This is a genomic window from Streptomyces sp. NPDC091387 (genome assembly GCF_044756945.1).
GTDB lineage: Bacteria > Actinomycetota > Actinomycetes > Streptomycetales > Streptomycetaceae > Streptomyces.
The window spans coordinates 74,994-101,826 of record NZ_JBIVTZ010000018.1; the positions used below are offsets into that span (position 1 = coordinate 74,994).

Below are 26,833 nucleotides of genomic sequence, written 5' to 3' on the forward strand. Positions count from 1 at the left end.
ACGAACGCATTCCGGCCCCGGGGAACAGGACAAACGCCGCCCCGTGCGACGAGCGGTCGCACGGGGCGGCGAATGGTGCGGTGAGCGGTCGGGCGGCGTCGTGAGGCGTCTGGGACGGGGGAGTGCCGGGCCTACGGGACGACGGTGACGGGCCAGCGGCCCGCCTTCACCAGACGGACGGCCACCGAGCCGATGAAACGGTGCCCCGCCGACTCCGACGCGCCCACCACCACGGCGTCCGCCTTGAGTTCGTTCGCCGCCGTCACCAGCCCGTTGTACGGATCACCGCGGAAGGTGTGGAACTCCCAGCGCACATCCCATACGTCCTTCAGCCGCTCGGTCGACTCCCGGATCTCGTTCACCAGACCCTCCGCGACCTCTCCGGTCGTATCGCCGACCGGTGCACCGAGCGCGGCACCCGCTGACAGCACGGGCTGTACGTAGACGAGGGCGAGCATGGCCCTCTGCCGACGGGCGAGACCGGCGGCATAGGCCGCGGCGCGCATGGATGATTCCGAACCGTCGAGGCCCGCGACGATCACTTTGGGGCCGTCTGTGCCACGTTCGAACTGGTGAGGCTGCTGGTCTGTCACGGCAGTGAGGCTATCCGCTCCCGCGGAGGCCGCCCGTCCGGGTCCCGGCCGCCCCGGAGACAGGGCGCCGGTTGGCGCGGACGGGCTCCCCCCATTGGGTGCAAAACCCCCCTCGACCGGTGTCGTTGAGGGGGGTGGTAGCGCGGACGTGCGAGCAGTTGGTCATGAAAAATGATCAGAGGATGCCGATGCGCAGAACGCTCCTGAGGCTGGCCGCCGGGTTGGGCGCGGCCTCCGTCGTGCGCCTGGTGGCCGCGGACACCGCAGGTACTCCCTTCCGGCGCCCCCCGGCGCCGTCCACCGTCGCGGCGGGGCCGCAGCGGGCTCTCCGGACCAAGCCGCTGTCCTATCGTCTGAGACCCATGACAGCGAATACTCCGCCTCGCTACCGCCCCGCGGCGCCCCCCGTCCGGACCCGGCCGTTCGAGGAGCTGCCCGACATCGGGCACGCGATGGTGCTGACCTTCGACGACGGCCCGGACCCGCTCTACACCCCGCACATCCTGGACACGCTGCGGAAGCACGACGTGCGGGCGATGTTCTTCCTCTGCGGGGAGATGGCCAACGACAACCAGGACCTGGTGCGCAGGATCTCCGACGACGGACACACGGTGGGCAACCACTCGTGGACGCACCCGCTGGTCACCAAGCTCTCCCGGGCGGGCATCACCGACGAGCTGGGCCGTACCAGCGAGGTGATCGAGGAGATCACCGGCGCCGCACCGCTCTGGTACCGGGCGCCCTACGGGGCCTGGAACCGCAATTCCTTCGAGATCGGTGCGGCGATGGGCATGGAGCCGATGGCCTGGACCGTGGACACGCTGGACTGGACGGTTCCCGGCACCGACAGCATCGTCCGGCGGGTCAGGGAGGGGGCGGCGCCCGGTGTCGTGGTGCTGTCACACGATGCGGGCGGCAACCGTTCGCAGAGCGTGGCCGCGCTGGGCCGCTATCTGCCGGAGCTGCTGGACGACGGGTACCGGCTCACGGTGCCGCAGCGCCGTTGAGCGGTGCGGCGGTCGCTGCCGGGGGCGGGGCCCGCCCCCGGCAGCGGCTGTCAGCGGGTGGCGACCAGCCGGGCGAAGACCACGACGTTGCCGTCGTAGCCGTTGGCCTTCGTGAATCCGCCGCCGCAGGTGATGACCCGCAGTTCCGCCTTGCCGGTGTCGCCGTACACCCGGGCGCCGGGGAAGTCGTTCTTCGCGAACACCTCGACACCGTAGACCTCGAACACGGCGACCCGGTCGTCGCTGCGGGAGATCTCGATGCGGCTGCCCCTCTTCAGCGAACCCAGGCTGTAGAAGACGGCCGGGCCCGCCATGTTGTCGACGTGTCCGACGACGACCGAGGTGCCGAGCTGCCCCGGCGCGATGCCGTTCTGGTACCAGCCCGCGAGATTGGGGTCCTGCGGGGGCGGAGTCTCGATCCAGCCGTCCGGGTCCAGGTTCACATCGACGACCGGTGCGTCGACCTGGATGGAGGGGATGGCGACGCGGTCGACGGGGGCGTAGGCCAGCGGCTTCACCACCGGGCCGGACGCCGGCGCCGCGGGAACGTTCTTCTGGTGGTCGACCGAGGTGGCGGCGACCGGCTGCGGCGGTCCGGGCGAGAGGTCCGCGCCGTTCCGCATCAGTGCGAGTCCGGTGAGCATCACCAGGGCGAGCGCGCCCCAGGGCGAGTGTCTGATCCGTTCGGGGCGCCAGTTGTCCCGGCCCATGGTTCTCCCTTCGTCGCGACGAGGGGAACGCTAGGCGCGGGGCGGCCGGGCGGCGATCAGGGAAGGGCGAACGGGTGGTGGCCAGGTGGGTGGCTGCGTATCGGAGTAGTGCTCGCATAAAAGTTCTGACGCTCTGTGACCTGCGCATCCATCACTTTCCCGGACGCGCACACGGTGTGTCGGATCACCGGGGTGGAGCAGCGCCGAAATGCGGTGGATCAAGGATCTGGTGAGGGTTCGTCATGGGAGGCGTTCTCGTCGATCCATCCCGGTGCACAGAGCTCCGGGGGCGCTTCCCGCTGGAGGTTCGAACGATGCGTGCTACACGCGCTCTCGTTGTCGCCGCGACCGCCGTCGCCGCTCTCGGGCTCGGTGCCCCGATGGCGGCAGCCGGTGGAGACGTCGGGAACGGCCAGAACAACGGGAACAGCCAGAACGACTGGAACGACCCCGGCGACTGGGAGAACGGCAACGGCAACAACAACGGGAACGGGAACAACAACGGCGACGGCAACGGCCATGGCAATAACAACGGCAACGGCAACGGCAACGGCAACGGGAACGGGAACGGGAACGGCAACGGGAACGGCAACGGCAACGGGAACGGGAACGGCCGCAACAACGGCCCGAACAACGTGACCGTCGACCCCGAGCGTGTGCACCAGGGCGCGGCCATGCAGGTCAGCGCCGAGGGCTGCGGCCGCGGCGGCAGCGTCTCGTCCAACGCCTTCCGGACCACGAGGCTCTCCGCGGGCCGGGTCGGCCACGCCAGGGTCCGGATCCTCAATGACGCGACGCCGGGTTCGTACCACCTGACGGTGCGCTGCGACGGCACCGACCGGACGGCCGGGCACCGGTTCACCGTGCTCAACAGCCGGGGCGCACAGGGCGGCTTCGGCGGCTCGATGGCCGCGAGCCCGGCGGACATGGGTGTCGGCGCGGGTCTGGTCGCCTCGGCGGTTCTCGGCGGAGGCATGTACGTCATGCGCCGCCGGAAGATGAGCCATGGGGCGGTCTGACCTCGCGGACATACCGGCCGGCCCGATAACCACGTCGCCCCGAGTCCTGTGACAGGACCCGGGGCGACTTCCGTTTCGGCCGGCGGCGCCGGTCAGTGCGAACGGCTCTCCCTGCGCCGCCGCGCCACGAACACGGTGCTGGTCGCGGCGGCCGCCGCGAGCGCGGTGCCGCCCACGATCATCGCGGTGTTCGGGCTGTCGATGCTGCCGCCCATGCCACCCTGCACCCCGGCCGGGGAGGCCGTCGACCGCGTGGTGCTGGTGGAGCTGGTGGTGGGCGCGCTCGTGGCCGCGCCGATCGTGAGGTTCACCTTGGCCGTGGAGCTCGGCGACGTGTTGCAGGTGAACGTCGCCTGGTAGGCGGCGGCCGGTTTGGCGTCCCAGTCGACCGTCGCCCTGGCGGTGCCGCCCCTGGGGATGGTGACGGTGTCGAACACGCCGGAGGACGCCGTGGCCGTTGTCGAGCACCCCTTGGCGGCCAGCGTCACCTGGCCGCCCGGCGCGATCACCGAAGGCGTGACGGTGTATCCGGTCCCGCTGTTGGAGGGTCCCCCCGACATTGCGGCATACGCGGTCGCGGCCGGGGCGGTCAGGGCGAGTGCTGCGGCGCCGAGCAGAGCGACGGGGGCGACACGTATTGCGCGCATGGTGATTCCTCCGGGTCCCCGAGGAGCAGTCGCGGAACGGATTTCCACAAAGCGTCAGAAATGCACCTCGATGCCGCCAACGCTAGAAGTGGTGCATTTCACCCGCGATCGGGGTCCGTCCAATGGGGCACCGTTGTCCCCCGGGCGGCGCACCTCTAACCGCCCGACGCGCGGGGGAACAGATCGAGGAAGGGGGCGGCGGTGGCCGAGAGGCCCCGGCCGAAGGGTGAGTCGAAGTCCCAGATCAGGAAGAGCAGGAAGGCGATCAGGACGCTGAAGAGGCCGGCCAGCAGGAGTTCGCGGAAGGTGCGTCGGATCTGCAGGGTGAAGATCAGCCCGACGGTCACCAGCGCCCCGATGATCAGCCCGAACCACACGACACCCGGCATGGTGGCTCCGGCACTCTGCCCGCGCGCGCTGCGGGCGTCGTCGGCCGCGGCGATCTGGTCGACCAGTGGCTGGTACGCCTGCCCCTCGTGGTCCGTCTTCGGCTTGTAGTCCGTGACATCGGCGCGCACCCGGTCCAGGAGCTCCGCGCCGCGGTCGCCGAGCGTGCCGTGGTCGATCATGATCTGCCACTCGTCGTGGACGACATAGCTGACGTAGGCGTCGACATCGGCACGGATCCGGGTGCGCACCTCGGCCGGGTAGACCGACGAGCGCGCGTCGACCTCGTGGAGCGCCTGGGCCTCCTGGCGCACGTACTCCTGTGCGGCGCCGCGGCCTTCCCAGACTCCCGCGATGGCGAGGCCCAGCACGATCGCGTAGACCACGCCGATCATCATCGTCATGTACTCGATGACGTCAGGGGTCTCTGACGGGTCGTCGTCCTCGGGGAGCCGGCGGTTGTTGAGTACGGCGATGGTCAGCACCACGGCGCTGGCCGCGACCATGGCGAAGGTGAGAACAAGCCATTCCGACATGTGTGTCTCCGTAGGTCATCGGGAACGGGGCCGCAGCACGGCGACGGCGAACACCGCGGGGGCTGTGATCATCAAGCTGAGCGTGACCAGGGAGGTATGGCGCTCCGGCGCCTTCCGCACCGGTCTGCGGTAGTCGGGAAGTGCCACCGGCCGGGGCGTGGGACGTACGGAGGGGGACGGAGAGGGAGAGGGGGACGGAGGCGACGGAGGGGGCGCAGGTGCTTGCTCGGGTTCGGGCGGTTCGGGCGGTGCGGGTGGCGCGGGTGGCGCGGGTGGCGCGGGTGGCGCCGGCGGGGGAGGGGGCGGCGGTGGTGGAGGCGGCGATGGCGGCGGGGGTGGTGGCGGTGGCGGGGTGGGGTGGGGCTTCGGCCCGGCGTGGCAGCTGCCGTCACCACTGCTGGCGACCACCGAACTGCCCCCGTCGTCGCCGATCGAGGCGTACGCACAGTTGTCGGCCATTGCGGGCGCCGGGGCGGTCAACAGCCAGATGAGTGCGACGGCCGCGGAGAGCCGGCCTATGAGTGATCCGTACACGACGGGGAGCATGTTCCGGGCCGCACGGCGGCACGCCGCACACCCGCCGGATTCCCCTGATGGTGGGGACCTGAAGCACTGGGTGTTTGCGGCCGGGGAAAATTCTGCGGACGCATTGAACAAAAAGGACCCCGGCGGACCTGCCCATGCGCATGAGTGACACGATCTCGTATCGCAACTACCGTGCGCAGCAAGTGAGTTGACATGAACATCCGACGGGGACGCGTCGCTCGCGGTGGCTGCGGCACCCCTGTCGGCGCCGACGGTGGTGTGCGGTGACGGGTGGGGAGTCGAGCCGTCGGGGTACTGAACCGCGGCGGGGATTCACGTCCTTCCGATGCGACAGGACCACCGCGACTTCGCCGAGGTGGAATTGCGAAGGCGACCGCACGAAAGCCCAGGCTTCGGTGCTCGTCGGCAATGCCGCGGACGCGCCGGGCGGCAGTCGGCCGGCAGTGCCGGTCCGACGAGATCAACGGCGTTGCTGCCGGGGGTACATGGTGGGAGGTGTCCCTGAATGCCGGGCCGGCCGGTACGCCAAAGTGGTTCTATTGCGAACTTTCTCCGGGGGTCCCGACGCCCGAATGTCACAGGCAGCGACGGAACGGTTGCAGTTGCCACGGGTGTGACCAATAACGGACCGCTAATTTCCGTTTCCGCTCGCTCTCCTGGCGGCCGATCAGTAGCCTCTGGTCAACACTGACCATGAACATGGCCGGACCGCCGTGGCGACTTGTTGGAGACATCGATGGAGCGTCCCGCCTGGGCACCGCAAGGCATAGATATCTCGGTGCCGAGCGTGTCCCGAATGTATGACTTCTATCTGGGCGGCTCGCACAATTTCGAGGTGGACCGGGAAGCGGCCCGCAAGGCCATGGAGTTCATGCCGGGACTTCCCAAGATCATGCAGGCGAACCGGGCCTTTATGCGCCGGGCGGTGCGCTACGCACTCGGTGAGGGGATCTCCCAGTTCCTGGACATCGGCTCCGGGATACCGACCTTCGGCAATGTCCACGAGGTCGCGCAGGGGATCGACCCTGCGGCCCGGGTGGCGTACGTCGACCACGATCCGGTCGCCGTCGCACACAGCCAGGCCGTACTCAAGGGCAATTCCGGAGCGGTGATCGCCACCGCCGATCTGCGCCGCCCGCAGGAGATCAGGGACAATCCGGAGATCTCCAAACTCCTCGACCTCGACCGGCCGGTGGCGCTGCTGCTCGTCGCCGTACTCCACTTCATCGAGGACTCCGACGACCCGCACACGGCTGTCGCGGAACTGCGCGACATCCTGGCCCCCGGCAGCCTCATCGTCATCACCCACGCCTCGTACGAGGGCGTCCCGCTGACGAAGGAGGAAGCCGGCGGTGCGGTCGGGGTGTACAAGAACATCCGCAATCCGCTGGTCATGCGCTCGCGCGACGAGGTCAGCCGGTTCTTCGACGGATACGAGATGGTCGACCCGGGCCTTGTGCCGATGCCGAACTGGCGCCCCGACTCCCCGGTCGTGCAGGCCAACGAAGACCCATATGCCTTTTCGGGCTTCGCAGGAGTGGGACGCAAGGCGTGAGCATTCCCGCCCAGTCGTCCGGTGCGCCGGACGCGGAGCCCGACGGCCCCGAGGACCGGCTCCGGCGATTCGCCACGATCTGGAGCCGGGCCATCTTCCCGTCGACGGCCACTTCCTTGACCCGGCCGGAGTTCGAACAGCATCTGCTCCCGCTGGCCCGCACGCTCAGCGACACGCTCCACGCCCGCCCGTTCGACGCCGCATCGGCGACCGCGGTGGGTGGTGCGCTCGTCGCGGCCCACTGCACGGACCCGGACGCGCTCAGTTCCACGCTCGGCGTCGTCGACTCCTACCTCGTCCTGTACTGCGGAAGCAACGGACCGGTGGCACTGGCGACCGAGGACAGCCGGTCCCGCTGTGCCCGGATCCAGCACGCCGTCGCGGGCGGCTTCTCCCAGGCGCTGCGTGAACGGACCCTCGCCGAGCAGGAGGCCATCGCCCGCTCGGCGCTCTCCGCGCGCTCGGACGCCGAACAGGCGCTGCACGCCACCGAGGCGCGGTTCAGGGCCGTCTTCAAGGACGCCGCCATCGGCATCGGGATCGCCGACCTCGACGGCAACGTGCTGGAGGTCAACGACACGCTCACCCGGATGTTCGGCGGGCTCGACCACCACGTGCGCAGCCACCGCGTCAACGAGTGGGTCCACCCCGAGGACTCCCCGAAGGTCTGGACGTACTACAACCAGCTGGTCAGCGGCGAGCGCGAGCACTACCGGGTCGAGAAGGCGTTCTACCGCAACGACGGCACCGTCCTGTGGACCAACCTGACGGTGTCCCTGCTGCGCGACGCCGAGGGCCGGCCGGAGTACCAGCTGGCGTTGTTGGAGGACACCACCGAGCGCAGGCTGCTGAATCTGCGTCTGCGGTACGAGGCCACACACGACGCGCTCACCGGCCTGCCGAACCGGACGCTTTTTTTCGAGCGTCTCGAGAAAGCGCTCTCGGCCAGTGACGGCAATCGTTTCGGCCTCTGCTACCTGGACCTGGACGGCTTCAAGGCGATCAACGACAGCCTGGGCCACGCCTCGGGCGACCGGCTGCTCGTCGAGGTCGCGGACCGGCTGCAGAGCTGTGCGACCGCGCCGGGCGAGATGGTGGCGCGGCTCGGCGGCGACGAGTTCGTGGCCCTGACGACCGGTCCCGACACGGCCTCCGAGGTCGACGAGCTCGCCTGCAGGATCCTGGGGGCGCTCGCCACACCGATCCGCCTCGACGGGCGTGAGCTGACCGTCCGGGGGTCCATCGGAATCGTCGAGGGCCCGGCCGGCGAACGCAGCGCCGCCGAAGTGCTGCGCAGCGCCGACATCACCATGTACCGGGCCAAGTCCGCGGGCGGCAACCGCTTCGAGCTGGCCGACGCGGAGGCGGACGCCCGTGCCATCACCCGGCACGGGCTGACCACGGCGCTGCCGGCCGCGCTGGACCGCGGCGAGTTCTTCATCGAGTACCAGCCGCTGGTGCACCTCGGGGACGGTTCGGTGCACGGGGCGGAGGCGCTCGTACGCTGGTGCCACCCGCAGCACGGCGTACTGGGCCCCGACCGGTTCATCGCGCTCGCCGAGCACACCGGGCTGATCGTCCCGCTCGGCCGCTGGGTGCTGGAGGAATCGGTACGGCAGGCCAACTTCTGGCAGGAGCGGCACACCGACGGCGGCCCCCTGCGGATCAACGTCAACCTCTCGCCGGCCCAGCTGCACCACCCGCGCCTGGTCAGCGAGACCGTCGACGTCCTGGAGCGGTCCGGCCTGGAGCCCGCGGCGCTGTGTCTCGAGGTCACCGAGTCGGCGCTCATCGGCGCCGACGACGACCTGCTGAAGCCGCTGCGCCAACTGGCCGACATGGGCATCGGCATAGCGCTCGACGACTTCGGCACCGGGTACTCGAACCTGGCGAACCTGCGGCGGCTGCCGGTGAGTGTGCTCAAGCTGGACCGCTCCTTCACCCAGGGGATGCAGCACCATCCGGCCGATCCGGTGGACCTGAAGATCGTCGAGGGGATCGTGTCGCTCGCGCACAGCCTGGGCCTGGCGGTGACGGTCGAGGGCGTGGAGACGGGCGCCCAGGCCGAGCAGCTGCGGGAGCTCGGCTGTGACACGGCCCAGGGCTGGTACTACGCGCGTCCCGGAGCCCCTGACCGGATCCACTCGCTGCTGCTGGCCGACGCCGTGTGAGGCGGGGGACGCGTTGCCCTCACGCCGGTCCGGCGCCTGAGGGCAACGCGTCCGCCCGGCTCGCCAGCAGCACGCGCTGCAATTCGCGCGCCGCGCGCGGCGGCGCCACGTCGCTGCGGTGCGCGAGCGCGATCGTGCGGCGCAGCCCCGGCTTCGCCAGCGGCGTCGTCCGCAGGTCGTGGCCCGCCCGGGTCGCCACCATGCTCGGGACGACGGCGATGCCGAGACCGGCCCGTACGAAACCGAGCACCGCGTCCATCTCGCCGCCCTCCACGGTGAACGACGGCTCGAAGCCCTCGGCCCGGCAGGCGGCCACCGTCAGCTCCCGCAGGTCGTAGCCGTGCCGGAACATCACCAGCGGTTCGCCCTGCAGATCCGCGATCCGGACGCTCCCGCCCCGGCCGGGACGCGGGCCGTCCGCCGACGAGACCACCACCAGATCCTCCTGGAGCAGCTCGACCGTGGTCAGGGCCGGCGAGGCCGCGGGGAGCGGCAGCACCACCAGGGCCAGATCGAGGGCGCCGCGCGCCAGCTCCCGTACCAGGTCGTGCGAACCGCCCTCCTCCAGCAGCAGCTGGATGCCCGGGTGCAGATCGTGGAAGGCGCGCAGTACGTCGGGCAGCAGCCCCGTGCACACGCTGGGCGTCGCCCCGAGCCGGACCCGGCCGCGGCGCAGCTGGGCCAGCTCCTGGACCTCGTGCCGGGCGGTGTCCGCGTCGGCCAGGATGCGCCGGGCCAGCGGCAGCAGTGCCTCGCCCGCGTCCGTCAGCGTGATGTTCCCGCGGGCCCGGCTGAACAGTTCGGCCCCGAGCTCGTTCTCCAGGGCCCTGATCTGCTGCGAGAGGGAGGGCTGCGACACATGTACGTCCTCCGCGGCACGGGTGAAGTGCCGGGCCTCGGCGACGGCGACGAAGTACATGAGCTGCTGGAACTGCATACACCCACCATAGCTCGAACGATAGTCAGTGCCTATGGATATCAGCTGCTCCATGTCTTGGACTGATCAGGGTCTTCGGCCCTAGCGTCGTGTCCATGGCATTGGCAACACGGACGGACCGACGGCCGTCCATGACGCGTACGCTCTGGGACTCGTCCGTCGGCAAGAAGACGATCATGGCCGTGAGCGGCCTGATCATGCTCCTCTACTTGGTCGTCCACATGGTCGGCAACCTGAAGATCTTCTTCGGTTCGGACGAGTTCAACGGCTACGCGCACTGGCTGCGCGTGATGGGCGAGCCGTTCCTCCACCACGAGTGGGCGCTGTGGATCGTCCGGCTGGTGCTCGTCGCCGCCGTGGTGCTGCACGCCGTCTCCGCGTACCAGCTCAGCCGTCGCGACCTCCGGGCCCGGCCCAGCAAGTACGTGCACAAGAAGCCGCGCGCCAGCTATGCCACGAACACGATGCGCTACGGCGGCATCATCCTCGCGTTGTTCATCGTCTGGCACATCCTGGACCTGACCACCGGCACCGTGCATTCCGGCGGCTTCCAGTCCGGACACCCGTACCAGAACGTCATCGACACCTTCTCCACCTGGTACGGCAACGTCATCTACATCGTCGCCATGCTCGCCATGGGGCTGCACGTGCAGCACGGGTTCTGGAGCGCGGCGCAGACCCTCGGCGCGGGCCGCGCGACCCGCGAGCGCGCACTGAAGACCATCGCCAACGCGCTCGCACTGGTGCTGACGCTGGGCTTCGTCTCCGTACCCGTCGCCGTCATGACCGGAGTGGTGAGCTGACATGAACGACTACACGGACTACGCGACCGGCGAGCCCCTCGCCGACACCCGCGCCCCCGGCGGCCCCGTCGCCGAACGCTGGGACACCCGCCGCTTCGAGGCGAAACTGGTCAACCCGGCCAACCGCCGCAAGCACACCGTCATCGTCGTCGGCACCGGCCTGGCCGGCGGCTCCGCCGGTGCCACGCTGGCCGAACAGGGTTACCACGTCGTCCAGTTCTGCTTCCAGGACTCGCCCCGCCGGGCCCACTCGGTGGCCGCCCAGGGCGGCATCAACGCGGCGAAGAACTACCGCAACGACGGCGACTCGGTCCACCGGCTCTTCTACGACACCGTCAAGGGCGGCGACTTCCGCGCCCGCGAGTCCAACGTGCACCGGCTCGCCCAGATCTCCGTCGAGATCATCGACCAGTGCGTGGCCCAGGGCGTCCCCTTCGCCCGCGAGTACGGCGGCCTCCTCGACAACCGCTCCTTCGGCGGCGTCCAGGTCTCCCGCACCTTCTATGCCCGCGGCCAGACGGGGCAGCAGCTGCTCCTCGGCGCCTACCAGGCCCTGTCCCGGCAGATCGCCGCGGGCAACGTCGAACTGCACCCCCGTACCGAGATGCTCGACCTGATCGTCGTCGACGGCAAGGCCCGCGGCATCATCGCCCGCGACCTGGTCACCGGGAAGATCGACACGTACTTCGCCGACGCGGTCGTGCTGGCCAGCGGCGGCTACGGCAACGTCTTCTACCTGTCGACCAACGCCATGAACTCCAACGCCACCGCCATCTGGCGCGCCCACCGGCGCGGCGCGTACTTCGCCAACCCGTGCTTCACCCAGATCCACCCCACCTGCATCCCGCGCACCGGCGAGCACCAGTCCAAGCTGACGCTGATGAGCGAGTCGCTGCGCAACGACGGACGCATCTGGGTACCGAAGGCCAAGGGCGACACCCGCCCCGCCAACGAGATCCCCGAGGACGAGCGCGACTACTACCTGGAGCGCGTCTATCCCGCCTTCGGGAACCTCGTGCCCCGCGACATCGCCTCCCGCGCCGCGAAGAACGTCTGCGACGAGGGCCGCGGAGTCGGTCCCGGCGGGCAGGGCGTCTACCTGGACTTCGCCGAGGCCGTCCAGCGGATGGGCCGGGCGAAGGTCGAGGAGAAGTACGGGAACCTCTTCGACATGTACGCGCAGATCACCGCGGAGAACCCGTACGAGACACCGATGCGGATCTACCCCGCCGTGCACTACACGATGGGCGGGCTCTGGGTCGACTACGACCTCCAGACCACGATCCCCGGCCTGTTCGCGATCGGTGAGGCCAACTTCTCCGACCACGGGGCCAACCGGCTCGGCGCCTCCGCGCTGATGCAGGGGCTCGCCGACGGCTACTTCGTCCTGCCGTCGACCATCAACGACTACCTGGCCCGCAACCCGCACCACGAAGCGGTCGACGCCTCGCACCCCGAGGTGGAGGAGGCCGTCGCCGACACCGAGGACCGGCTCAGTCTGCTGCTGGCGGTCGACGGTGACCGGACCCCCGACTCCTTCCACCGGGAGATCGGTGAACTCATGTGGGAGTACTGCGGCATGGCCCGCACCGAGGAGGGGCTGCGCAAGGCGCTCGCCCGGCTCCCGGAGATCCGCGAGGAGTTCTGGCGCCGCATCAAGGTCCCCGGCACCGGCGAGGAGTTCAACCAGTCGCTGGAGAAGGCCAACCGCATCGTCGACTACCTGGAGCTCGCCGAGCTGATGTGCCTCGACGCACTGCACCGGGCGGAGTCCTGCGGGGGCCACTTCCGCGCGGAGTCGCAGACCCCGGACGGCGAGGCCGCCCGGCGCGACGAGGAATTCTCCTATGCCGCGGCCTGGGAGTTCACCACCACCGGGGACGCTCCCGTCCTGCACAAGGAAGACCTCGTCTTCGAGTACGTCCACCCCACTCAGCGGAGCTACGCATGAAGCTCACCCTGCGCGTCTGGCGCCAGAAGAACGCCGACGCCCCCGGCGCCATGTCCACCTACCGGGTGGAGGGCATCTCGCAGGACATGTCGTTCCTGGAGATGCTCGACACCCTCAACGAGGAACTCATCCTCGCCGGCGACGACCCCGTCGCCTTCGACCACGACTGCCGCGAGGGTATCTGCGGCGCGTGCAGCCTGGTGATCAACGGGGACGCCCACGGCCCGGAGCGCACCACCACGTGCCAACTCCACATGCGGTCCTTCGAGGACGGCGACACCATCGACATCGAGCCCTGGCGGGCCTCGGCCTTCCCGGTCGTCAAGGACCTGGTCGTGGACCGCTCCGCGTTCGACCGGATCATCCAGGCCGGCGGCTACATCTCCGCCCCGACCGGTACGGCGCCGGACGCGCACGCCACGCCCGTCCCCAAGCCCGATGCCGACTTCGCCTTCGAGCACGCCGAGTGCATCGGCTGCGGTGCCTGCGTGGCGGCCTGCCCCAACGGCTCGGCGATGCTGTTCACCTCGGCGAAGGTCAACCACCTGAACGTCCTGCCGCAGGGCGCCCCGGAGCGCGAGACCAGGGTCCTGGACATGGTGGGGCAGATGGACAGCGAGGGCTTCGGCGGCTGCACCCTCACGGGGGAGTGCGCCACGGCCTGTCCGAAGGGCATCCCGCTGCCGTCGATCTCCGCGATGAACAAGGAGTGGCTGCGGGCGACCCGCAAGGTCCACCGCTGAGCCGGCCGGGCCCCGGCTCCGGAGGCCGCCCGCCTCCGGAGCCGGGGCCCAGCCGTCCCGTGGGTCAGGAGGTCACGGAGAGGTCGTCACCGTAGACGGTGCCCTGCCCGTACCAGCCGTGCAGATAGACCGTCACCGCACCGCTCGAACCGGTGGTGAAGGCCACCGACTGCTTGGCGTAACCGCTCGACGAACCCCAGGTGTTGGCCGTCGCGCCGCCCTTCACGCCGAGGTAGCCGTAGTTGCCCTGCACCCAACCGCTCAGCGTGTACTTGGTGTTGGGGGACAGGGCGAGCGTCTGCGTGCACTCGCCGGTCTGCGAGGCGGTGGCCGCCGCCGCGAGCGCGTGCGTACCGCCGTGCACCGGGGTGGAGACGACCGAGCCGCCGGACTCACAGGTCCAGGGGCCGAGCGAACCCGTCTCGAAGTCGCCGTTCACCAGCGATCCAGTGCCGCCTCCCGGTCCGGAGACCGTCAGGGTGAAGGTCGCCGCGTGGCTGAGCGTGCCCGCCGCACCGGTCACATTGACCTTGTACGTGCCGGGCGCCGCCGAGGCCGAGGCGGTGACGGTCAGCTTCGACGTCCCGCCCGCGGTGACCGACGTCGGGCTGAGCGCGGCCGTCACTCCGGCCGGTGCCCCGCTCGTCGTCAGCGCGACGGTCTTGGCACTGCCGGAGGTGACCGCGGTGCTCACGGTCGCCGTGGCCGACCCGCCGGGAGCGACCGTCGCCGAACCGGGTGCGACGGCCACCGAGTAGTCGTCCGTCACCGGGCCCGTGCCGCCACCGGTGGTGAAGGGCGCGAACGTGTGGCTGAAGTACCAGGTGTCCTGCGCGATCCCGGAGCAGGTGTCACTGCCCCCGGTGCCGGGGCAGCCGCCGTTGTCACGCTGCAGCGCCCAGAACGACAGGGTGCTGACGCCCTTGGAGACGGCCCAGTTGTAGACCGCCGTGGCGTCGGCCGTGGTGAACGTCTCGGCCGGGCCGTAGTCGTCGATGCCGGGCATCTCGATGATGCCGGTCATGCCCCACAGCTGCGCGTCGGTCTTCGACGGGTACAGATCGGCCAACTGGCCCTTGAGACCGGTGATCGAGGTCTGGGTGTCCTGCGCCATGTTGTGCGAGGCGCCGTCGTAGTAGTCGAACGTCATGAGGTTCACGACATCGACCTTGGCGCCGTTGGACACCGCGTTCTCCAGCACCGCGAGCCCGCTCTCGGCGAGACCGCTCGTGGTGGTGGGCAGGGTGTAGGAGATCTGCACCGAACGGCCGTTGGCGGCGGCCCAGTCCTGCACCTTCTTGATCGCCTTGTTGCGGCGGTCGACCCCGGCGCTGTTCTCCAGCGAGTTGTCCTCGATGTCCATGTCGAGGCGCGACACGTCGTAGGTCGTGATGACCTTCTCGTACGCCGCGGCGATGGAGTCGACGCTCGTGCAGCTGTCGGCGATCTCGGTGCCGCCGTTGTCGGCGGCGTACCCGCCGAACGACGGGATGACATCGCCGCCGCGCGACCGGATGGTCGTGAAGTCGGCGCCGTACTCGGACTGGGCGATGGGCGTGCTCGAATCGCCGTTCCAGTACGGCGTGCAGGAACCGCGGGCCTCGGTCTGCACGAAGGCCATGGTCAGGTACTTGGCACCGGACGCCTGCGAGAGGGCGGCCGGACTGTCTCCGTTGTACGCCTCGAAGTACGGGGCGAAGACATGGGCGGGCAGGGGAGTGGCGGCGGTCGCGGCGGCCTGTGCGCCGGCGCCTGATCCGAGGACCAGACCGGCGGACGCGACGGCTGTGGCCAGCGCGCTCAGGACGGCGGCGACTGTTCTTGGACGTCTCATGGGGTAGCTCCCAGCGGAGTGAGACAACGGGCGGATCGCACGGCTCTGCCGCACCCGGTGAGGGGCGCGGCCCGTTCCTGTGAATCCCGGCCGGGAGGTCACGTACCACACGGCAGGTACGGCCGTGAGGCATGCCCATAATTGGTCTGGACCAGCTAACTGTCAACGTTCTTTACTGTTTCATTTCTCTTTGCTTGCCCGAACCGGCAACCTGCAGGGCAAATAGGGGAGTTGGGGAGAAAAGAACGGTCAGGCGAGGTGAAGCGATGTCCGGAGGTAAGCCGCCGTCCGGCTCTCCACCGCCCGAGCCACCTCCGCGGGCGTCCCCGTCGCCACGATCCGGCCGCCCCGGTCGCCGCCGCCGGGACCGAGGTCGATCACCCAGTCGGCTCCCGCGACCACGGCCATGTCGTGCTCGACGACCACCACGGTGCTGCCCGCGTCGACCAGCCCGTGCAACTGCCGCATCAGCACCTCGACATCGGCCGGATGCAGCCCGGTCGTCGGCTCGTCGAGCAGATAGAGGGTGTGGCCCCGGCGGGCTCGTTGCAGCTCCGCGGCCAGCTTGATCCGCTGCGCCTCGCCGCCGGACAGCTCCGTCGCCGGCTGCCCGAGCCGCAGATAGCCGAGCCCCACGTCGAGCAGGGTCCGCAGGCTGCGTTCGGCGGCGGGTGTGCCGGCGAAGAAACCGGCCGCCGACTCCACCGTGAGATCCAGCACCTGGGCGATGTTCAGCCCGCGCAGGGTGACTTCGAGGGTCTGCGGGTTGTACCGCGCGCCGTGGCAGTCCGGGCAGGGCGCGTACGTACTGGGCAGGAACAGCAGTTCCACGGAGACGAACCCCTCACCCTGGCAGGTCTCGCACCGCCCGCCCGCCACGTTGAAGGAGAACCGCCCGGCCCGGTAGCCGCGCTCGACCGCCGTACCGGTGGCGGCGAACAGCTTGCGCACGACGTCGAAGAGACCGGTGTACGTGGCCAGGTTGGAACGGGGGGTACGTCCGATGGGCCTCTGGTCGACCTGGACGAGGCGGTCCACCGCCTCCAGCCCCTCGGCCGAGGCCCATCCGGCCGCGGGCCGCTCCCGGTGCCGTTCCCGGGACGGCTCCTGGGCCTGCTCCGCCTCGGCCGGGGCCCGCCGGTCGGCCAGGACATCCGCCAGCACCTGCCCCACCAGCGTCGACTTGCCCGAGCCCGAGACTCCCGTGACGGCGGTGAACACCCCGAGCGGGAAGGCGGCGTCGACGCCGCGCACGTTGTGCCGCTCCACACCGTGCAGCCGCAGCCACCCGGAAGGCGTGCGCACCTCGCGCGCCGGAACGGGCGCGTCGTCGAAGAGGAAGCGCCGCGTCGCCGACTCCTCGACGTCGGCGAGCCCGGCCGGCGGACCGCTGTGCAGCACCCGCCCGCCGTGCTCACCGGCCAGTGGCCCCACGTCGACCAGCCAGTCGGCCCGCCGCACCACATCCATCTGGTGCTCCACGACGAAGACCGTGTTCCCGGCCTCCTTCAGCCGGCCCAGTACCGCGAGCAGCGACTCGGTGTCCGCCGGGTGCAGACCGGCGGACGGCTCGTCCAGGACGTAGACGACACCGAAGAGCCCTGATCGCAACTGCGTGGCCAGCCGCAGCCGTTGCAGCTCGCCGGAGGAGAGCGTCGGAGCCGTCCGGTCCAGGCTGAGGTAGCCGAGGCCCAGTTCGGTGACCGGCTCGATCCGGGCCAGCAGATCGGCCGTCAGGACCCGGGCGGTGTCGCCGCCGTCGGCCGCCGACAGCACCTCCGCGAGCCCGGTCAGCGGGAGCCCCGCCAGCTCCGCGATCGTACGGCCGGCGAAGGTGACGGCCATGGCCTCGGGACGCAGCCGGCCGCCGTCGCAGACCGGACACGGCTCACTGGTCAGAAAACGCTCGGCCTTCGCCCGCAGGGCCCGGCTCCTGGAGTCGGCGAACGTATGCATCACATAGCGACGCGCGCTCATGTACGTACCCTGGTAAGGGCGTTGGATCCGGCCCGCGTCGCGCACGGGATGGACGGTCACCACCGGCTGTTCGTCGGTGAACAGGATCCACTCCCGGTCGGCCGGGGACAGCTCACGCCACGGCCGGTCGACATCGTGGCCGAGCGCGTCCAGCACGTCCCGCAGGTTCTTGCCCTGCCACGCCCCGGGCCAGGCGGCGATCGCGCCCTCCCTGATCGACAGCGAGGGATCGGGTACGAGCAGTTCCTCGCTGGTGCGGTGGACCCGGCCCAGACCGTGGCACCGCGGACAGGCCCCCGCGGCGGTGTTCGGTGAGAACGCGTCGGAGTCCAGGCGCTCCGCGCCCGCCGGATACGTCCCGGCCCGGGAGAAGAGCATCCGCAGCGAGTTGGACAGTGTGGTCACCGTCCCCACGGACGACCGCGCGCCGGGCGCCGACCTGCGCTGCTCCAGCGAGACGGCCGGCGGCAGCCCGGTGATCTCGTCCACCGCGGGTGCGCCGACCTGGTGGATGAGCCGCCGGGCGTACGGGGCGACGGACTCGAAGTAGCGGCGCTGGGCCTCCGCGTAGATCGTCCCGAAGGCCAGCGAGGACTTTCCGGAGCCGGAGACACCGGTGAAGACGGTGAGGGTGTCGCGCGGGATGTCGACCCGGACGTCCTGGAGATTGTGCTCGCGGGCGCCGCGGACCCTGACGTACGGATCGTGGGGGGTGGGCATGGGGGCGGGGCTCCATACGGTTCGGGACGGGCGTGCGGGCCGACGGGCAGGCTGGCGGGGCGGTTGGGACAAACAGTCCGATTCTAGGTGTCGGCGCGCCGCCGGGCCCTCCGAGGCCGATCGGCTCAACGGTCCGATCGGGTCAAGGGTCCGTGCCGGTTCGCCGCCGACCCCGCCGCCTTGGTTTGCTGGGCCCATGAGAGACCACACCCGGCCTTGGGCCGTATTCGACCTGGACGGCACGCTCGCGGACACCGCCCACCGTCAGCACTTCCTGGAGGGGGCGCGGCGCGACTGGGCCGGCTTCTTCTCCGCCGCCGTGGACGATCCCCCGCTCGCCGAGGGCGTACGGCTGGCACTGAGCAGCGCCGGGGAATGCGAGGTCACCTATCTCACCGGCCGGCCCGAACGCTGCCGCAAGGACACCGTGGCCTGGCTGGCCCGGCACGGCCTGCCGGAGGGGCGCCTGTGGATGCGGCGCAACGACGACCGCCGGCCGGCCCGCCGGACGAAACTGGAGATTCTTGAGCGGCTGGGCCGGGAGCGTGAGGTGCGGATGCTGGTCGACGACGACGAGCTGGTCTGCGACGCGGCGGAGCTGGCCGGGTTCACCGTGGTGCGCGCCCGCTGGACGCAGGTGTCGCCCGCGCTGAGGGACGCGCAGCAGCGCGAAGGGCGTACCTGACACCCGGCCGGGCCCCGTGGTCCTTGTCGTCGGCCCTTGCCGTCAGTCCTTGTCGTCGAGCCGGAAGCCGACCTTCAGGCCGACCTGATAGTGCTCGATCTGGCCATCCTTGAGCTGGCCACGCACCTGCGTGATCTCGAACCAGTCGAGATTGTGCAACGTTTCCGAAGCCCTTGCGACCCCGTTGCGGATTGCCGCGTCGATGCCCTCATGGGAGGTTCCTACGATCTCCGTGACGCGATACGTATGGTTTGACATCTTATGTCTCCTCTCGCCTCTACCAAGGTGCCCCACCTTGGCGGGGTTCGCGAGAGTTCGCGGGGCGGTCGTCCGTCCGGAACCGCCCTTGACCAATGTATTGGTCCATACCAAAATCCAGCCACGCCCGTGCGAGCGCAGCCCGCAGTCCCCCACACCGGGTCCTGATTTTGTCGTGCCGTTTCGCAGAAGGTGACCCCGTGAAGAACCGCATGCTCGTAGGAGCTGTTGCCCTGATATCCGTTGCCGCGCTGGGTGGGTGCGGTGTGATCCCGGGTTCGGGTGGCTCGGGCAGCAAGAAAGTCACGATCTGGCTGATGAAGGACAGCGTTACGCCCGGCTTCCTGGACCGCTTCAAGAAGTCGTACGAAGAGGCGCACTCGTCGGTCGAACTGGAGTTCAAGATTCAGAGCTGGAGTGGCATCGGGCCGAAGGTCATCGACGCCCTCGGCGGCAAGGACACCCCCGATGTCATCGAGGTCGGCAACACCCAGGTCGCCCAGTACGCGGAGAGCGGCGGCCTGCGCGATCTCACCCTGGAATCGATGCGTGACCTCGGCAGCGAGGACTGGCTGCCCGGTCTCGCCGAGCCGGGCAGCATCGGCGGCGTCCAGTACGGAATCCCCTGGTACGCGGCCAACCGTGTGGTGATCTACAACAAGGACCTCTTCAAGGAGGCGGGCATCACCTCTCCGCCGAAGACGCGCGCGCAGTGGCTCGCGGACAGCGAGAAGCTGAACCACGACGGCAATCAGGGCATGTATCTTCCGGGCCAGAACTGGTACGTACTCGCCGGGTTCATCTGGGACGAGGGCGGTGAACTCGCGAACGAGAAGGGCGGCGACTGGCAGGGCGCCCTCAACAGCGCGGCGGCTCTCAAGGGCATGGAGTTCTACCAGGAACTCCAGGCGCTCGGTGACGGGCCCAAGGACGCGGACGAGGAAAAGCCCTCACAGGGCAATGTGTTCGCCCAGGGGAATGTCGCACAGATCATTTCCACCCCCAGCACCGCGACGCTGATCGAGAAGACGAATCCCGAACTCAAGGGAAAACTCGGCTACTTCCCGATCCCGGGCAAGACCTCGAAGACTCCCGGTTCCGTATTCACCGGCGGATCCGATCTGATCGTTCCCGAGAAGGCGCACCAGCGGACCACCGGCATCGACGTGATCAAGGAACTCGCCGGCGCCAAGTGGCAGGAGGAGCTGGCCAAGACCATGAGCTACGTGCCCAACAAGACCACCCTGGCCCATGTCATCGAGGGCGAGGAGAGCACCGCCGCGATGGCCGAGGGAGCCGCCCAGGGCCACGCCACCCCCAACTCGGCGCAGTGGGCGGCGGTTGAGGCCGACAACCCGATCAAGCTCTACATGACGGCCGTCCTGCAGGGCGGCGACCCGGCGAAGGAGGCGAAGACCGCCTCGGAGAAGATCACGGCGGCGCTCACGGGCAGCTGACCGCGCGGTCGGCCGCCGGGCGACGGCACGGCGCGCACCGTGGGATTCAGCCGTCGCACATCCCGGCTCTCCATGGCGGTCACGTCGAATCCAGCCGGTCACGGAAGAAGTTAAGGAGCCGGGCCGCCGCAGCAGTGCGGCGGCCCGGCAGCCGCCCTTGCCGACCCGTCCCCGGAGACCGTCATGCATGCGCTGCCCACCACTTCCCCCGCCCCCTCCGCCGTCCCTCTCGCCGCCGTCCCGCCCCTCCCGGCGCGGCAGACGGCACGGTCCACCGCCCCGCCGCGCTACCGGGTCTCCCTCGCCGCGGACCAGGCGGAGGTGCGCGCCGCCCAGCGCCTGCGCCACCAGGTCTTCGCCGCCGAGTTCGGCGCCCGGCTGGAGGGCCCGGAACCGGGGCTGGACAGCGACGCGTTCGACGCGTACTGCGACCACCTCCTGGTCCGGGAGGCGGCCACCGGCGACGTCGTCGCCACCTACCGACTCCTGCCGCCCGAGCGGGCCCGGATCGCCGGACGCCTCTACGCGGAGGGCGAGTTCGACCTCGCCCGGCTCGCCCCGATCCGCGACGACCTGGTCGAGGTCGGCCGCTCCTGCGTCCACCCGGCCCACCGCGACGGCGCGGTCATCGCCCTGATCTGGGCCGGCCTGGCCCGCTACATGGAACGCAGCGGACACAACTGGCTGGCCGGCTGCTGCTCGATACCCCTCTCCGACGGCGGCGCGGCGGCAGCCCGCGCCTGGGAGACCGTACGGAACAAGCACCTCGCGCCCGAGGACTACTGGGTCTCCCCGCACCGCCTCTGGCAGGCCCCGGCCGCGCTCCCGGGCGGCCCCGGCGGACTCTCCGCGCTCCCGCCCCTGCTGCGCGGCTACCTGCGCCTCGGCGCCCGGATCTGCGGGGCGCCCGCCCACGACCCCGAATTCAACGTCGCCGATCTGTACGTCCTGCTGTCGCTGCGCGGCACCGACCCGCGCTATCTGCGCCACTTCCTCTCGCTCGCCCCGCAGCAGTGAGCCACTGGCTGCCCGCCTCCCCCTGCACCCCGGCCGGCTGCGCCGGTCACGGGGGCCCGTCCCGGCATCCGGTCCCGGCGGCGGCCCTGCTGCTGGCCGGATGCGCCCTGACCCTCGCCGGGGCGCTGTGCGCCCCGCTCGTGCTGCCACTGCTCGGCAGGGGCCCGCGGGAGCGGCTGATCCGGTGCTGGGCGTACGGGGTGGTGCGGGCGTTCGGGGTGCGGGTCCGCGTCATCGGCCCGCCGGCCGCCCGCAGCGGGCGTCCGGCCGTGCGGGGTGCGCCCGGCCGTTCCCGGGCCGTGTACGGGGGCGGCCGGGGCGTGCTCGTCGTCGCGAACCATGTCTCGTGGCTGGACATCCCGCTGGTCGCGTCCGTGTGCCCCGGCCGGATGCTGGCCAAGGGGGACATCCGGCACTGGCCGCTGCTCGGCCCGCTGGCGGCGCTCGGCGGCACCCTGTTCGTCGAGCGCGAGCGGCTGCGCGCGCTGCCCGCCACCGTGCGCGCCGTCGCCTCGGCGCTGCGGGGCGGGTCACGGGTCGTCGTCTTCCCGGAGGGCAGCACGTGGTGCGGCCGCGGGCCGGGCGGCCGGTTCCGGCCCGCCGCGTTCCAGGCCGCGATCGATGCCGGGGCCGCGGTCCAGCCGCTGCGCATCCGCTACCGCGCCGGACCGCCGGAGGACCGTGCCCCGGCGGGCGCCGCCGCGTTCGTCGGCGACGACCCGCTGACCGCCTCGCTGTGGCGGGTGGTGACGGCGGCCGGCCTGACCGCCGAGATCCGCGTGCTGCCGCAGATCCCGGCGGACAGCCGTACCGGCCGCCGCGCGCTGGCCCGGCTCGCTCAGTCCACCGTGGCGAGCGACAGCGCGAACCTGCCCGCCGCATCGGTCCACCACTGAGCCAGCCGCAGTCCGGCCCGGCCGAGTTCGTCCCGTACGCCCTCCTCGCGGAACTTCGCCGACACCTCGGTCCGCAGCTCCTCACCCGCCTCGAACGGCACCACCAGATCCAGTTCCGGAATCTTCACGGTGAGATCCCGCCGGGCCCGCAGCCGCATCTCGATCCACTCCCGCGCGGGATTCCACCGGGCCACGTGCTCGAAGTCGGCGGGCTCGAAGTCCGCACCCAGCTCCCGGTCGACGACCGACAGCACGTTCCGGTTGAACGCCGCCGTCACCCCCGCGGCGTCGTCGTACGCCGCCACCAGCACCTCCTCGTCCTTCACCAGATCCGTGCCGAGCAGCAGGCTGTCACCGGGGGAGAGCAGCGACCGTACCGACGCCAGGAACGCGGCCCGCTCCTGCGGCAGCAGATTGCCGATGGTGCCGCCCAGGAACGCGACCAGCCGCGGCCCCGGCGTCTTTGGCAGCGACAGCGCGCCGGTGAAGTCGGCGATGAGCGCGTGCACGGACAGGCCGGGCCGCTCCTTCAGCAGCGCCTCTGCCGCCCCGCGCAGCGCGCTCTCGCTCACGTCGACCGGCACATAGGTGTGCAGCCGGGGCAGGGCGTCCAGCAGGTGCCGGGTCTTCTCCGAGGAGCCAGAGCCCAGTTCCACCAGGGTCCGGGCGCCTGACGCGGTGGCGATCGCGTCCGCCCGGTCGATCAGGATCTCCCGCTCGGCACGCGTCGGGTAGTACTCGGGCAGCCGGGTGATCTCCTCGAACAGCTCGCTGCCGCGGGCGTCGTAGAACCACTTGGGCGGCAGCGTCTTCGGCTGCCGGGTCAGGCCGTGCAGCACATCGGCGCGCAGTGCCGCGTCCGTCGCGTCCACCGGCAGGGTGCGGGTCAGCAGAAAGGGACTCACTCGGTGGGCTCCTTGAGCGGGGTCAGCAGAACATCGGAGTGGGTCGCCGTCAGCAGAGTGCGGTCGGGGACCTCGCGCCAGCGCGGATCGTCGTCGTAGGGCTCCGAGGCCACGGCCACGTGCCGGCCGGGCTCGGACAGGTGCCACAGGCTGTCGCCCCAGGCCGTTGCCACGATGGTGGAGCCGTCCGTGAGCAGCAGGTTGAGCCGGGAACCGGGCGCCGCCTCGGCGACCTCCAGCACGGTGTCGGACACGGCCTGCGGGAGCGCGTCGCCCGCCGCGAGCCGGTGCTGCACGAGGGCCCAGATCAGGGCCGAGTCGCAGCGGGCCGTGAGCCTCAGCAGTTCGGCCGCGGGCAGCGTCGCCGCGAGCGGCGCCATGGATCCGGGCCAGCCCTTCACCACCCCGTTGTGGCTGAAGAGCACCGCGCCCTCGGCGAACGGCGCGGCCGCGGCCTCGCCGTCCGGATCGAACTCCGTGGCATCGCGGACCGCGGCGAGCACGGCACGGCTGCGCACCACTCGGGCGAGATCGGCGAAGGTCCGGTCGCCCCAGACGGGTCCCGGCCGGCGGTAGCGTCCGGGGACCGGGTCCCCGTCCGCGTACCAGCCGACGCCGAAGCCGTCCGCGTTGACGGTCCCGTGCCGCTGCCGACGCGGCTCCCAGGACTGGCGAACCAGCGAGTGCGCGGGTTGCGTCAGCACCTCGCCCAGGGGCACCGGCGGCCCCAGGTAGGCGATGTGACGGCACATCAGGCGTCCCTCGCGGTGCGGAATCCCGAGAAGATCTGCCGCCGGACCGGCAGGTCCCAGTTGCGGAACGTACCCCGGCAGGCCACCGCGTCCACCGCGAACGACCCACCGCGCAGCACCTTGTGCCCGGGGCCGAAGAACACCTCCGAGTACTCGCGGTACGGGAACGGCGCGAAGCCCGGGTAGGGCAGGAAGTCGCTCGACGTCCACTCCCACACATCGCCGATCAACTGCCCCGCGCCGGACGGCGACCGCCCGGCGGCGTACGCCCCGGCGGGGGCGGGCCGCAGATGGCGCTGGCCCAGGTTGGCGCGCTCCGGCGTCGGGTCCTCGTCGCCCCACGGATAGCGCCGGGAGCGACCTGCAGCCGGGTCGTGGCGGGCCGCCTTCTCCCACTCGGCCTCGGTGGGAAGCCTGCGTCCGGCCCAACGCGCGTACGCGTCCGCCTCGTACCAGCTGACATGCAGCACCGGCTCGTCCGCCTGCACCGGCTCGGTCACGCCGAAGCGGCGGCGCAGCCACTGGCCGGCGTCCCGGTGCCAGAACAGGGGAGCCGCCAGCTCGTGCTCACGGACCATCGCCCACCCCTCGGGAGCCCACCAGCGCTGCTCGGTATAGCCGCCGTCGTCGATGAACGCCCGGTACGCGCCGCAGGTGACCGGAGCCGTGTCGATGAGGAATCCGGGCACCTCGCGCCGGTGCGCGGGGCGTTCGTTGTCGAGCGCCCATGGCTCGGTCGAGGTGCCCATGGTGAACGGGCCGCCCGGGACCGGTACTTCGGCCGGGAGAGTGGCCGCGTCGGTGGCCCGGGGCGGCTCCGGGGCGCTGAGCACTGCGGGCCCGGATCGCAGCTGATGAGTGATCAGCATGGTCTCGTCGTGCTGCTGTTCGTGCTGCGCGATCATCCCGAAGGCGAATCCGGACCGCAGCAGCGGGCGGCCGCCGAGCGGTGCGGAGCCCAGCACGTCCAGGGCCCGGCCGCGTACCTCGGCGGCGTACGACCGGGCCTCGGCGGGGGCCAGCAGCGGCAGCGACGGGCGGCTGGCGCGGGGGTGCTCGAAGGCGTCGTACAGTCCGTCGATGTCCGGCCGCATCGCCTCCCGCCCGCCGACGTCGCGCAGCAGCCACAGCTCTTCCTGATTGCCGATGTGTGCGAGGTCCCAGACCAGCGGTGACATCAACGGTGAATGCTGGGCGGTGAGTTCGTGGTCGTCCACGCTGTCGGTGAGGAGCGTGGTGCGTTCACGCGCGGCGAGCAGCGCGGCGACAGCGCGCTCACGGAGCGCTTCGGCGTCCGGTGCGTCCGGGCTCCGCGTCGCGTCCGGTGAAGGTGCGGGGGAGTCGGTCATGAGGGGGTCCCCTTCGGGTCGTACCGGCCGTCCGCCCGGTCCGGTGCGAGCAGCGCCCGGAGATCGTCGGCGGGACATCGGCCGCGTGTGACGTAGCGGTCGTGGAAATCCGCCACCGCGTCCTGCACCGCCCGCGTCGCGCCCATCCGGGGCAGCGCCTCCAGGGCCAGCTCGAAGCACACGGCTGCCGCGGCCCCCAGTTCGGGATGGGTCAGTCCGTCACGGGCGGCGGCGAGCCAGAGCGGATTGCGCGGAGCGGCCAGCGGCCCCGCGGTCTCGGCCAGCGGCTTGACGGTGCGGTACACGGTCTCGGCGGCCTCCGGGTCGTCGAACAGGGCGGTGGTGACCGCGAGCGGCACCAGCCACCCGTCGTCACCGGACTGCGCGTCGATCATGCGCAGCTCCAGGTGTCCGCGCGGACGGGCCGGCGGGAACAGCGTGGTGACGTGGTACTCGAGATCGGCCAGGACGGGGCGCCGCGGCACCCCGGAGCGGATCCAGTCGCGGAGGCTGAGCCCCTCGGGCACGGGCCACGGACCCGCCTCGCCACGGATGCACATGACCGGCGTGTCGAGGACGTGCGAGGCCCAGGCGTCGCGGGGCGGCAGCTGACCGGCGGGGGCGAGCGTGCGATGCGGGTCGAGGGCGGCCCACAGGGACTGACGCGTCGACCGCCACGGCGTCGGCCTGCCCTGTTGGAAAGGCGAGTTGGCGAACGCCGCCACCAGCACCGCACCCAGCAGATGGGCCAGCTGCCAGCGCCGCCCGTAACCGAGCGGACCGGGCTCCTCCTCACCGGCGTCCAGGCAGACCTGGACGGACGCGGTCGTGCACATCATGGCGCGGCCGGCCGGTCCCCACCGGTCGAGCGAGGCCTCCATGGCGTCGTAGCGGGGTTCGCGCAGCAGTCTGCGCGGCGATTGCCAGGGATCGACGCCGAGTCCGACCGGAGCGAGATCCAGCCGGTCGAGCGCGGCACGTACGGCCACGAGGTCGTCGGCGGTGTCATTGACGCACGCCATGAGGGAATCGGCGGGGTGCGAGCTGAGCTCCAGCTGGCCGCCGGGTTCGAAGGTGACGGCTGCGTTCAGGGACAGTGCCCGGACGGCCGCCGCGGCCGCTTCGAGACGGTGGTGCGGGACGGGCGCGCGTGGATGGTCGCGGTCGTGCAGGAGCCATTCGAGCTCCACTCCCACGATGCGCGGCGGCCCCGTCTTGAAGCAGATGCCGCGCAGCAGATCCTCCGCCTCGCCCTCGTCGAGGGGCGGGCCGTGATCGGGCGGACCGTGGCCGCCGGGTGCGTCGGGTGACATGCCGGGCCTCCTTTCCGGTGCGTCCGTCCTACCCAAACCCCTGCCGGGACTTCACACAAGAGTGC

General features: G+C 70.9%; 23 protein-coding genes. 11 read left to right on the forward strand and 12 right to left on the reverse strand.

The genetic code is table 11. From position 1 onward, the window contains the following. Positions 1 to 131 precede the first annotated feature (131 nt). Positions 132 to 593, reverse strand: coding sequence for a universal stress protein (locus ACIQM0_RS31585; RefSeq protein ID WP_401293228.1), 462 nt, complete (start codon positions 591 to 593; stop codon positions 132 to 134). Positions 594 to 757: 164 nt separating this feature from the next. Between ACIQM0_RS31585 and ACIQM0_RS31590 the strand changes: the two genes are divergently transcribed. Next, positions 758 to 1,600, forward strand: a complete 843-nt coding sequence (locus ACIQM0_RS31590) for a polysaccharide deacetylase family protein (RefSeq protein WP_401293231.1) — start codon at positions 758 to 760, stop codon at positions 1,598 to 1,600. Positions 1,601 to 1,650: 50 nt separating this feature from the next. On the opposite strand, the gene ACIQM0_RS31595 is transcribed toward ACIQM0_RS31590, so the two are convergent. Then, positions 1,651 to 2,310 carry a class F sortase gene (locus tag ACIQM0_RS31595; protein ID WP_401293233.1) on the reverse strand — a complete coding sequence of 220 codons (660 nt, stop codon included), beginning with the start codon at positions 2,308 to 2,310 and terminating at the stop codon, positions 1,651 to 1,653. A 314-nt stretch (positions 2,311 to 2,624) separates the two neighbouring features. Here ACIQM0_RS31595 and ACIQM0_RS31600 point away from each other — a divergent pair, with 314 nt between their 5' ends. Further along, positions 2,625 to 3,329, forward strand: coding sequence for a hypothetical protein (locus ACIQM0_RS31600; protein WP_401293236.1), 705 nt, complete (start codon positions 2,625 to 2,627; stop codon positions 3,327 to 3,329). A gap of 92 nt (positions 3,330 to 3,421) precedes the next feature. Here the strand turns inward: ACIQM0_RS31600 and ACIQM0_RS31605 are convergent, their stop codons facing one another. Further along, entirely contained in the window at positions 3,422 to 3,976 is a 555-nt protein-coding gene (locus ACIQM0_RS31605) for a hypothetical protein (RefSeq protein WP_401293238.1), read from the reverse strand. A 155-nt stretch (positions 3,977 to 4,131) separates the two neighbouring features. Continuing rightward, positions 4,132 to 4,899 carry a hypothetical protein gene (locus tag ACIQM0_RS31610; protein ID WP_401293240.1) on the reverse strand — a complete coding sequence of 256 codons (768 nt, stop codon included), beginning with the start codon at positions 4,897 to 4,899 and terminating at the stop codon, positions 4,132 to 4,134. Between the two features lie 1,282 nt (positions 4,900 to 6,181). On the opposite strand from ACIQM0_RS31610, the gene ACIQM0_RS31615 reads away from it, so the two are divergent. Then, the gene (locus ACIQM0_RS31615) at positions 6,182 to 7,000 is read left to right on the forward strand and encodes an SAM-dependent methyltransferase (RefSeq protein ID WP_401293243.1); all 819 of its coding nucleotides are present in this window, start codon (positions 6,182 to 6,184) and stop codon (positions 6,998 to 7,000) included. Next, on the forward strand, positions 6,997 to 9,171 hold the full coding sequence (locus ACIQM0_RS31620) for a putative bifunctional diguanylate cyclase/phosphodiesterase (protein WP_401293246.1): 2,175 nt from the start codon (positions 6,997 to 6,999) through the stop codon (positions 9,169 to 9,171). Before ACIQM0_RS31615 ends, ACIQM0_RS31620 begins: the two co-directional genes overlap by 4 nt. A 19-nt stretch (positions 9,172 to 9,190) precedes the next feature. Here ACIQM0_RS31620 and ACIQM0_RS31625 read toward each other — a convergent pair whose 3' ends face one another. Continuing rightward, entirely contained in the window at positions 9,191 to 10,108 is a 918-nt protein-coding gene (locus tag ACIQM0_RS31625; RefSeq protein WP_401293248.1) for a LysR family transcriptional regulator, read from the reverse strand. A gap of 95 nt (positions 10,109 to 10,203) precedes the next feature. On the opposite strand from ACIQM0_RS31625, the gene ACIQM0_RS31630 reads away from it, so the two are divergent. The 3 genes from ACIQM0_RS31630 to ACIQM0_RS31640 are packed head-to-tail and all read left to right on the forward strand — an operon-like array spanning position 10,204 to position 13,605. Continuing rightward, positions 10,204 to 10,911, forward strand: a complete 708-nt coding sequence (locus ACIQM0_RS31630; protein ID WP_401293251.1) for a succinate dehydrogenase — start codon at positions 10,204 to 10,206, stop codon at positions 10,909 to 10,911. Between the two features lies 1 nt (position 10,912). Beyond that, the gene (locus ACIQM0_RS31635; protein WP_401293254.1) at positions 10,913 to 12,862 is read left to right on the forward strand and encodes a fumarate reductase/succinate dehydrogenase flavoprotein subunit; all 1,950 of its coding nucleotides are present in this window, start codon (positions 10,913 to 10,915) and stop codon (positions 12,860 to 12,862) included. After that, positions 12,859 to 13,605 carry a succinate dehydrogenase/fumarate reductase iron-sulfur subunit gene (locus tag ACIQM0_RS31640; protein ID WP_123464940.1) on the forward strand — a complete coding sequence of 249 codons (747 nt, stop codon included), beginning with the start codon at positions 12,859 to 12,861 and terminating at the stop codon, positions 13,603 to 13,605. Before ACIQM0_RS31635 ends, ACIQM0_RS31640 begins: the two co-directional genes overlap by 4 nt. A gap of 64 nt (positions 13,606 to 13,669) precedes the next feature. Here the strand turns inward: ACIQM0_RS31640 and ACIQM0_RS31645 are convergent, their stop codons facing one another. Then, complete coding sequence (locus ACIQM0_RS31645; protein ID WP_401293257.1) at positions 13,670 to 15,439, reverse strand: glycosyl hydrolase family 18 protein; 1,770 nt, start codon at positions 15,437 to 15,439, stop codon at positions 13,670 to 13,672. Positions 15,440 to 15,688: 249 nt separating this feature from the next. After that, positions 15,689 to 18,136, reverse strand: coding sequence for an ABC transporter (locus tag ACIQM0_RS31650; protein ID WP_401293260.1), 2,448 nt, complete (start codon positions 18,134 to 18,136; stop codon positions 15,689 to 15,691). 196 nt (positions 18,137 to 18,332) lie between these two features. On the opposite strand from ACIQM0_RS31650, the gene ACIQM0_RS31655 reads away from it, so the two are divergent. Beyond that, on the forward strand, positions 18,333 to 18,821 hold the full coding sequence (locus tag ACIQM0_RS31655; RefSeq protein WP_401293263.1) for a hypothetical protein: 489 nt from the start codon (positions 18,333 to 18,335) through the stop codon (positions 18,819 to 18,821). Positions 18,822 to 18,863: 42 nt separating this feature from the next. Here ACIQM0_RS31655 and ACIQM0_RS31660 read toward each other — a convergent pair whose 3' ends face one another. Further along, positions 18,864 to 19,079 (reverse strand): dodecin, encoded by a 216-nt coding sequence (locus ACIQM0_RS31660; RefSeq protein WP_401293266.1) that lies wholly within the window; start codon positions 19,077 to 19,079, stop codon positions 18,864 to 18,866. A 200-nt stretch (positions 19,080 to 19,279) separates the two neighbouring features. Between ACIQM0_RS31660 and ACIQM0_RS31665 the strand changes: the two genes are divergently transcribed. The 3 genes from ACIQM0_RS31665 to ACIQM0_RS31675 all read left to right on the forward strand — a co-directional run bounded on the left by ACIQM0_RS31665 (position 19,280) and on the right by ACIQM0_RS31675 (position 22,449). After that, on the forward strand, positions 19,280 to 20,536 hold the full coding sequence (locus tag ACIQM0_RS31665; protein WP_401293269.1) for an extracellular solute-binding protein: 1,257 nt from the start codon (positions 19,280 to 19,282) through the stop codon (positions 20,534 to 20,536). A gap of 183 nt (positions 20,537 to 20,719) precedes the next feature. Then, positions 20,720 to 21,553, forward strand: coding sequence for a GNAT family N-acetyltransferase (locus ACIQM0_RS31670; protein WP_401293271.1), 834 nt, complete (start codon positions 20,720 to 20,722; stop codon positions 21,551 to 21,553). Continuing rightward, positions 21,550 to 22,449: a lysophospholipid acyltransferase family protein gene (locus tag ACIQM0_RS31675; protein ID WP_401293273.1), complete on the forward strand. Its 900-nt coding sequence runs from the start codon at positions 21,550 to 21,552 to the stop codon at positions 22,447 to 22,449. Before ACIQM0_RS31670 ends, ACIQM0_RS31675 begins: the two co-directional genes overlap by 4 nt. Here the strand turns inward: ACIQM0_RS31675 and egtD are convergent. From egtD to egtA, 4 genes are read right to left on the reverse strand one after another with little or no spacing between them, the layout of a single operon-like run. Then, the gene (egtD, locus tag ACIQM0_RS31680; RefSeq protein ID WP_401293276.1) at positions 22,392 to 23,354 is read right to left on the reverse strand and encodes an L-histidine N(alpha)-methyltransferase; all 963 of its coding nucleotides are present in this window, start codon (positions 23,352 to 23,354) and stop codon (positions 22,392 to 22,394) included. The genes ACIQM0_RS31675 and egtD overlap by 58 nt on opposite strands. Further along, entirely contained in the window at positions 23,351 to 24,106 is a 756-nt protein-coding gene (gene egtC / locus ACIQM0_RS31685; RefSeq protein ID WP_401293279.1) for an ergothioneine biosynthesis protein EgtC, read from the reverse strand. Before egtC ends, egtD begins: the two co-directional genes overlap by 4 nt. Beyond that, positions 24,106 to 25,455 (reverse strand): ergothioneine biosynthesis protein EgtB, encoded by a 1,350-nt coding sequence (egtB, locus tag ACIQM0_RS31690; RefSeq protein ID WP_401293281.1) that lies wholly within the window; start codon positions 25,453 to 25,455, stop codon positions 24,106 to 24,108. The genes egtC and egtB overlap by 1 nt, the downstream gene beginning before the upstream one ends. After that, on the reverse strand, positions 25,452 to 26,768 hold the full coding sequence (gene egtA, locus ACIQM0_RS31695; RefSeq protein ID WP_401293284.1) for an ergothioneine biosynthesis glutamate--cysteine ligase EgtA: 1,317 nt from the start codon (positions 26,766 to 26,768) through the stop codon (positions 25,452 to 25,454). Before egtA ends, egtB begins: the two co-directional genes overlap by 4 nt. Between the last annotated feature and the right edge of the window lie 65 nt (positions 26,769 to 26,833).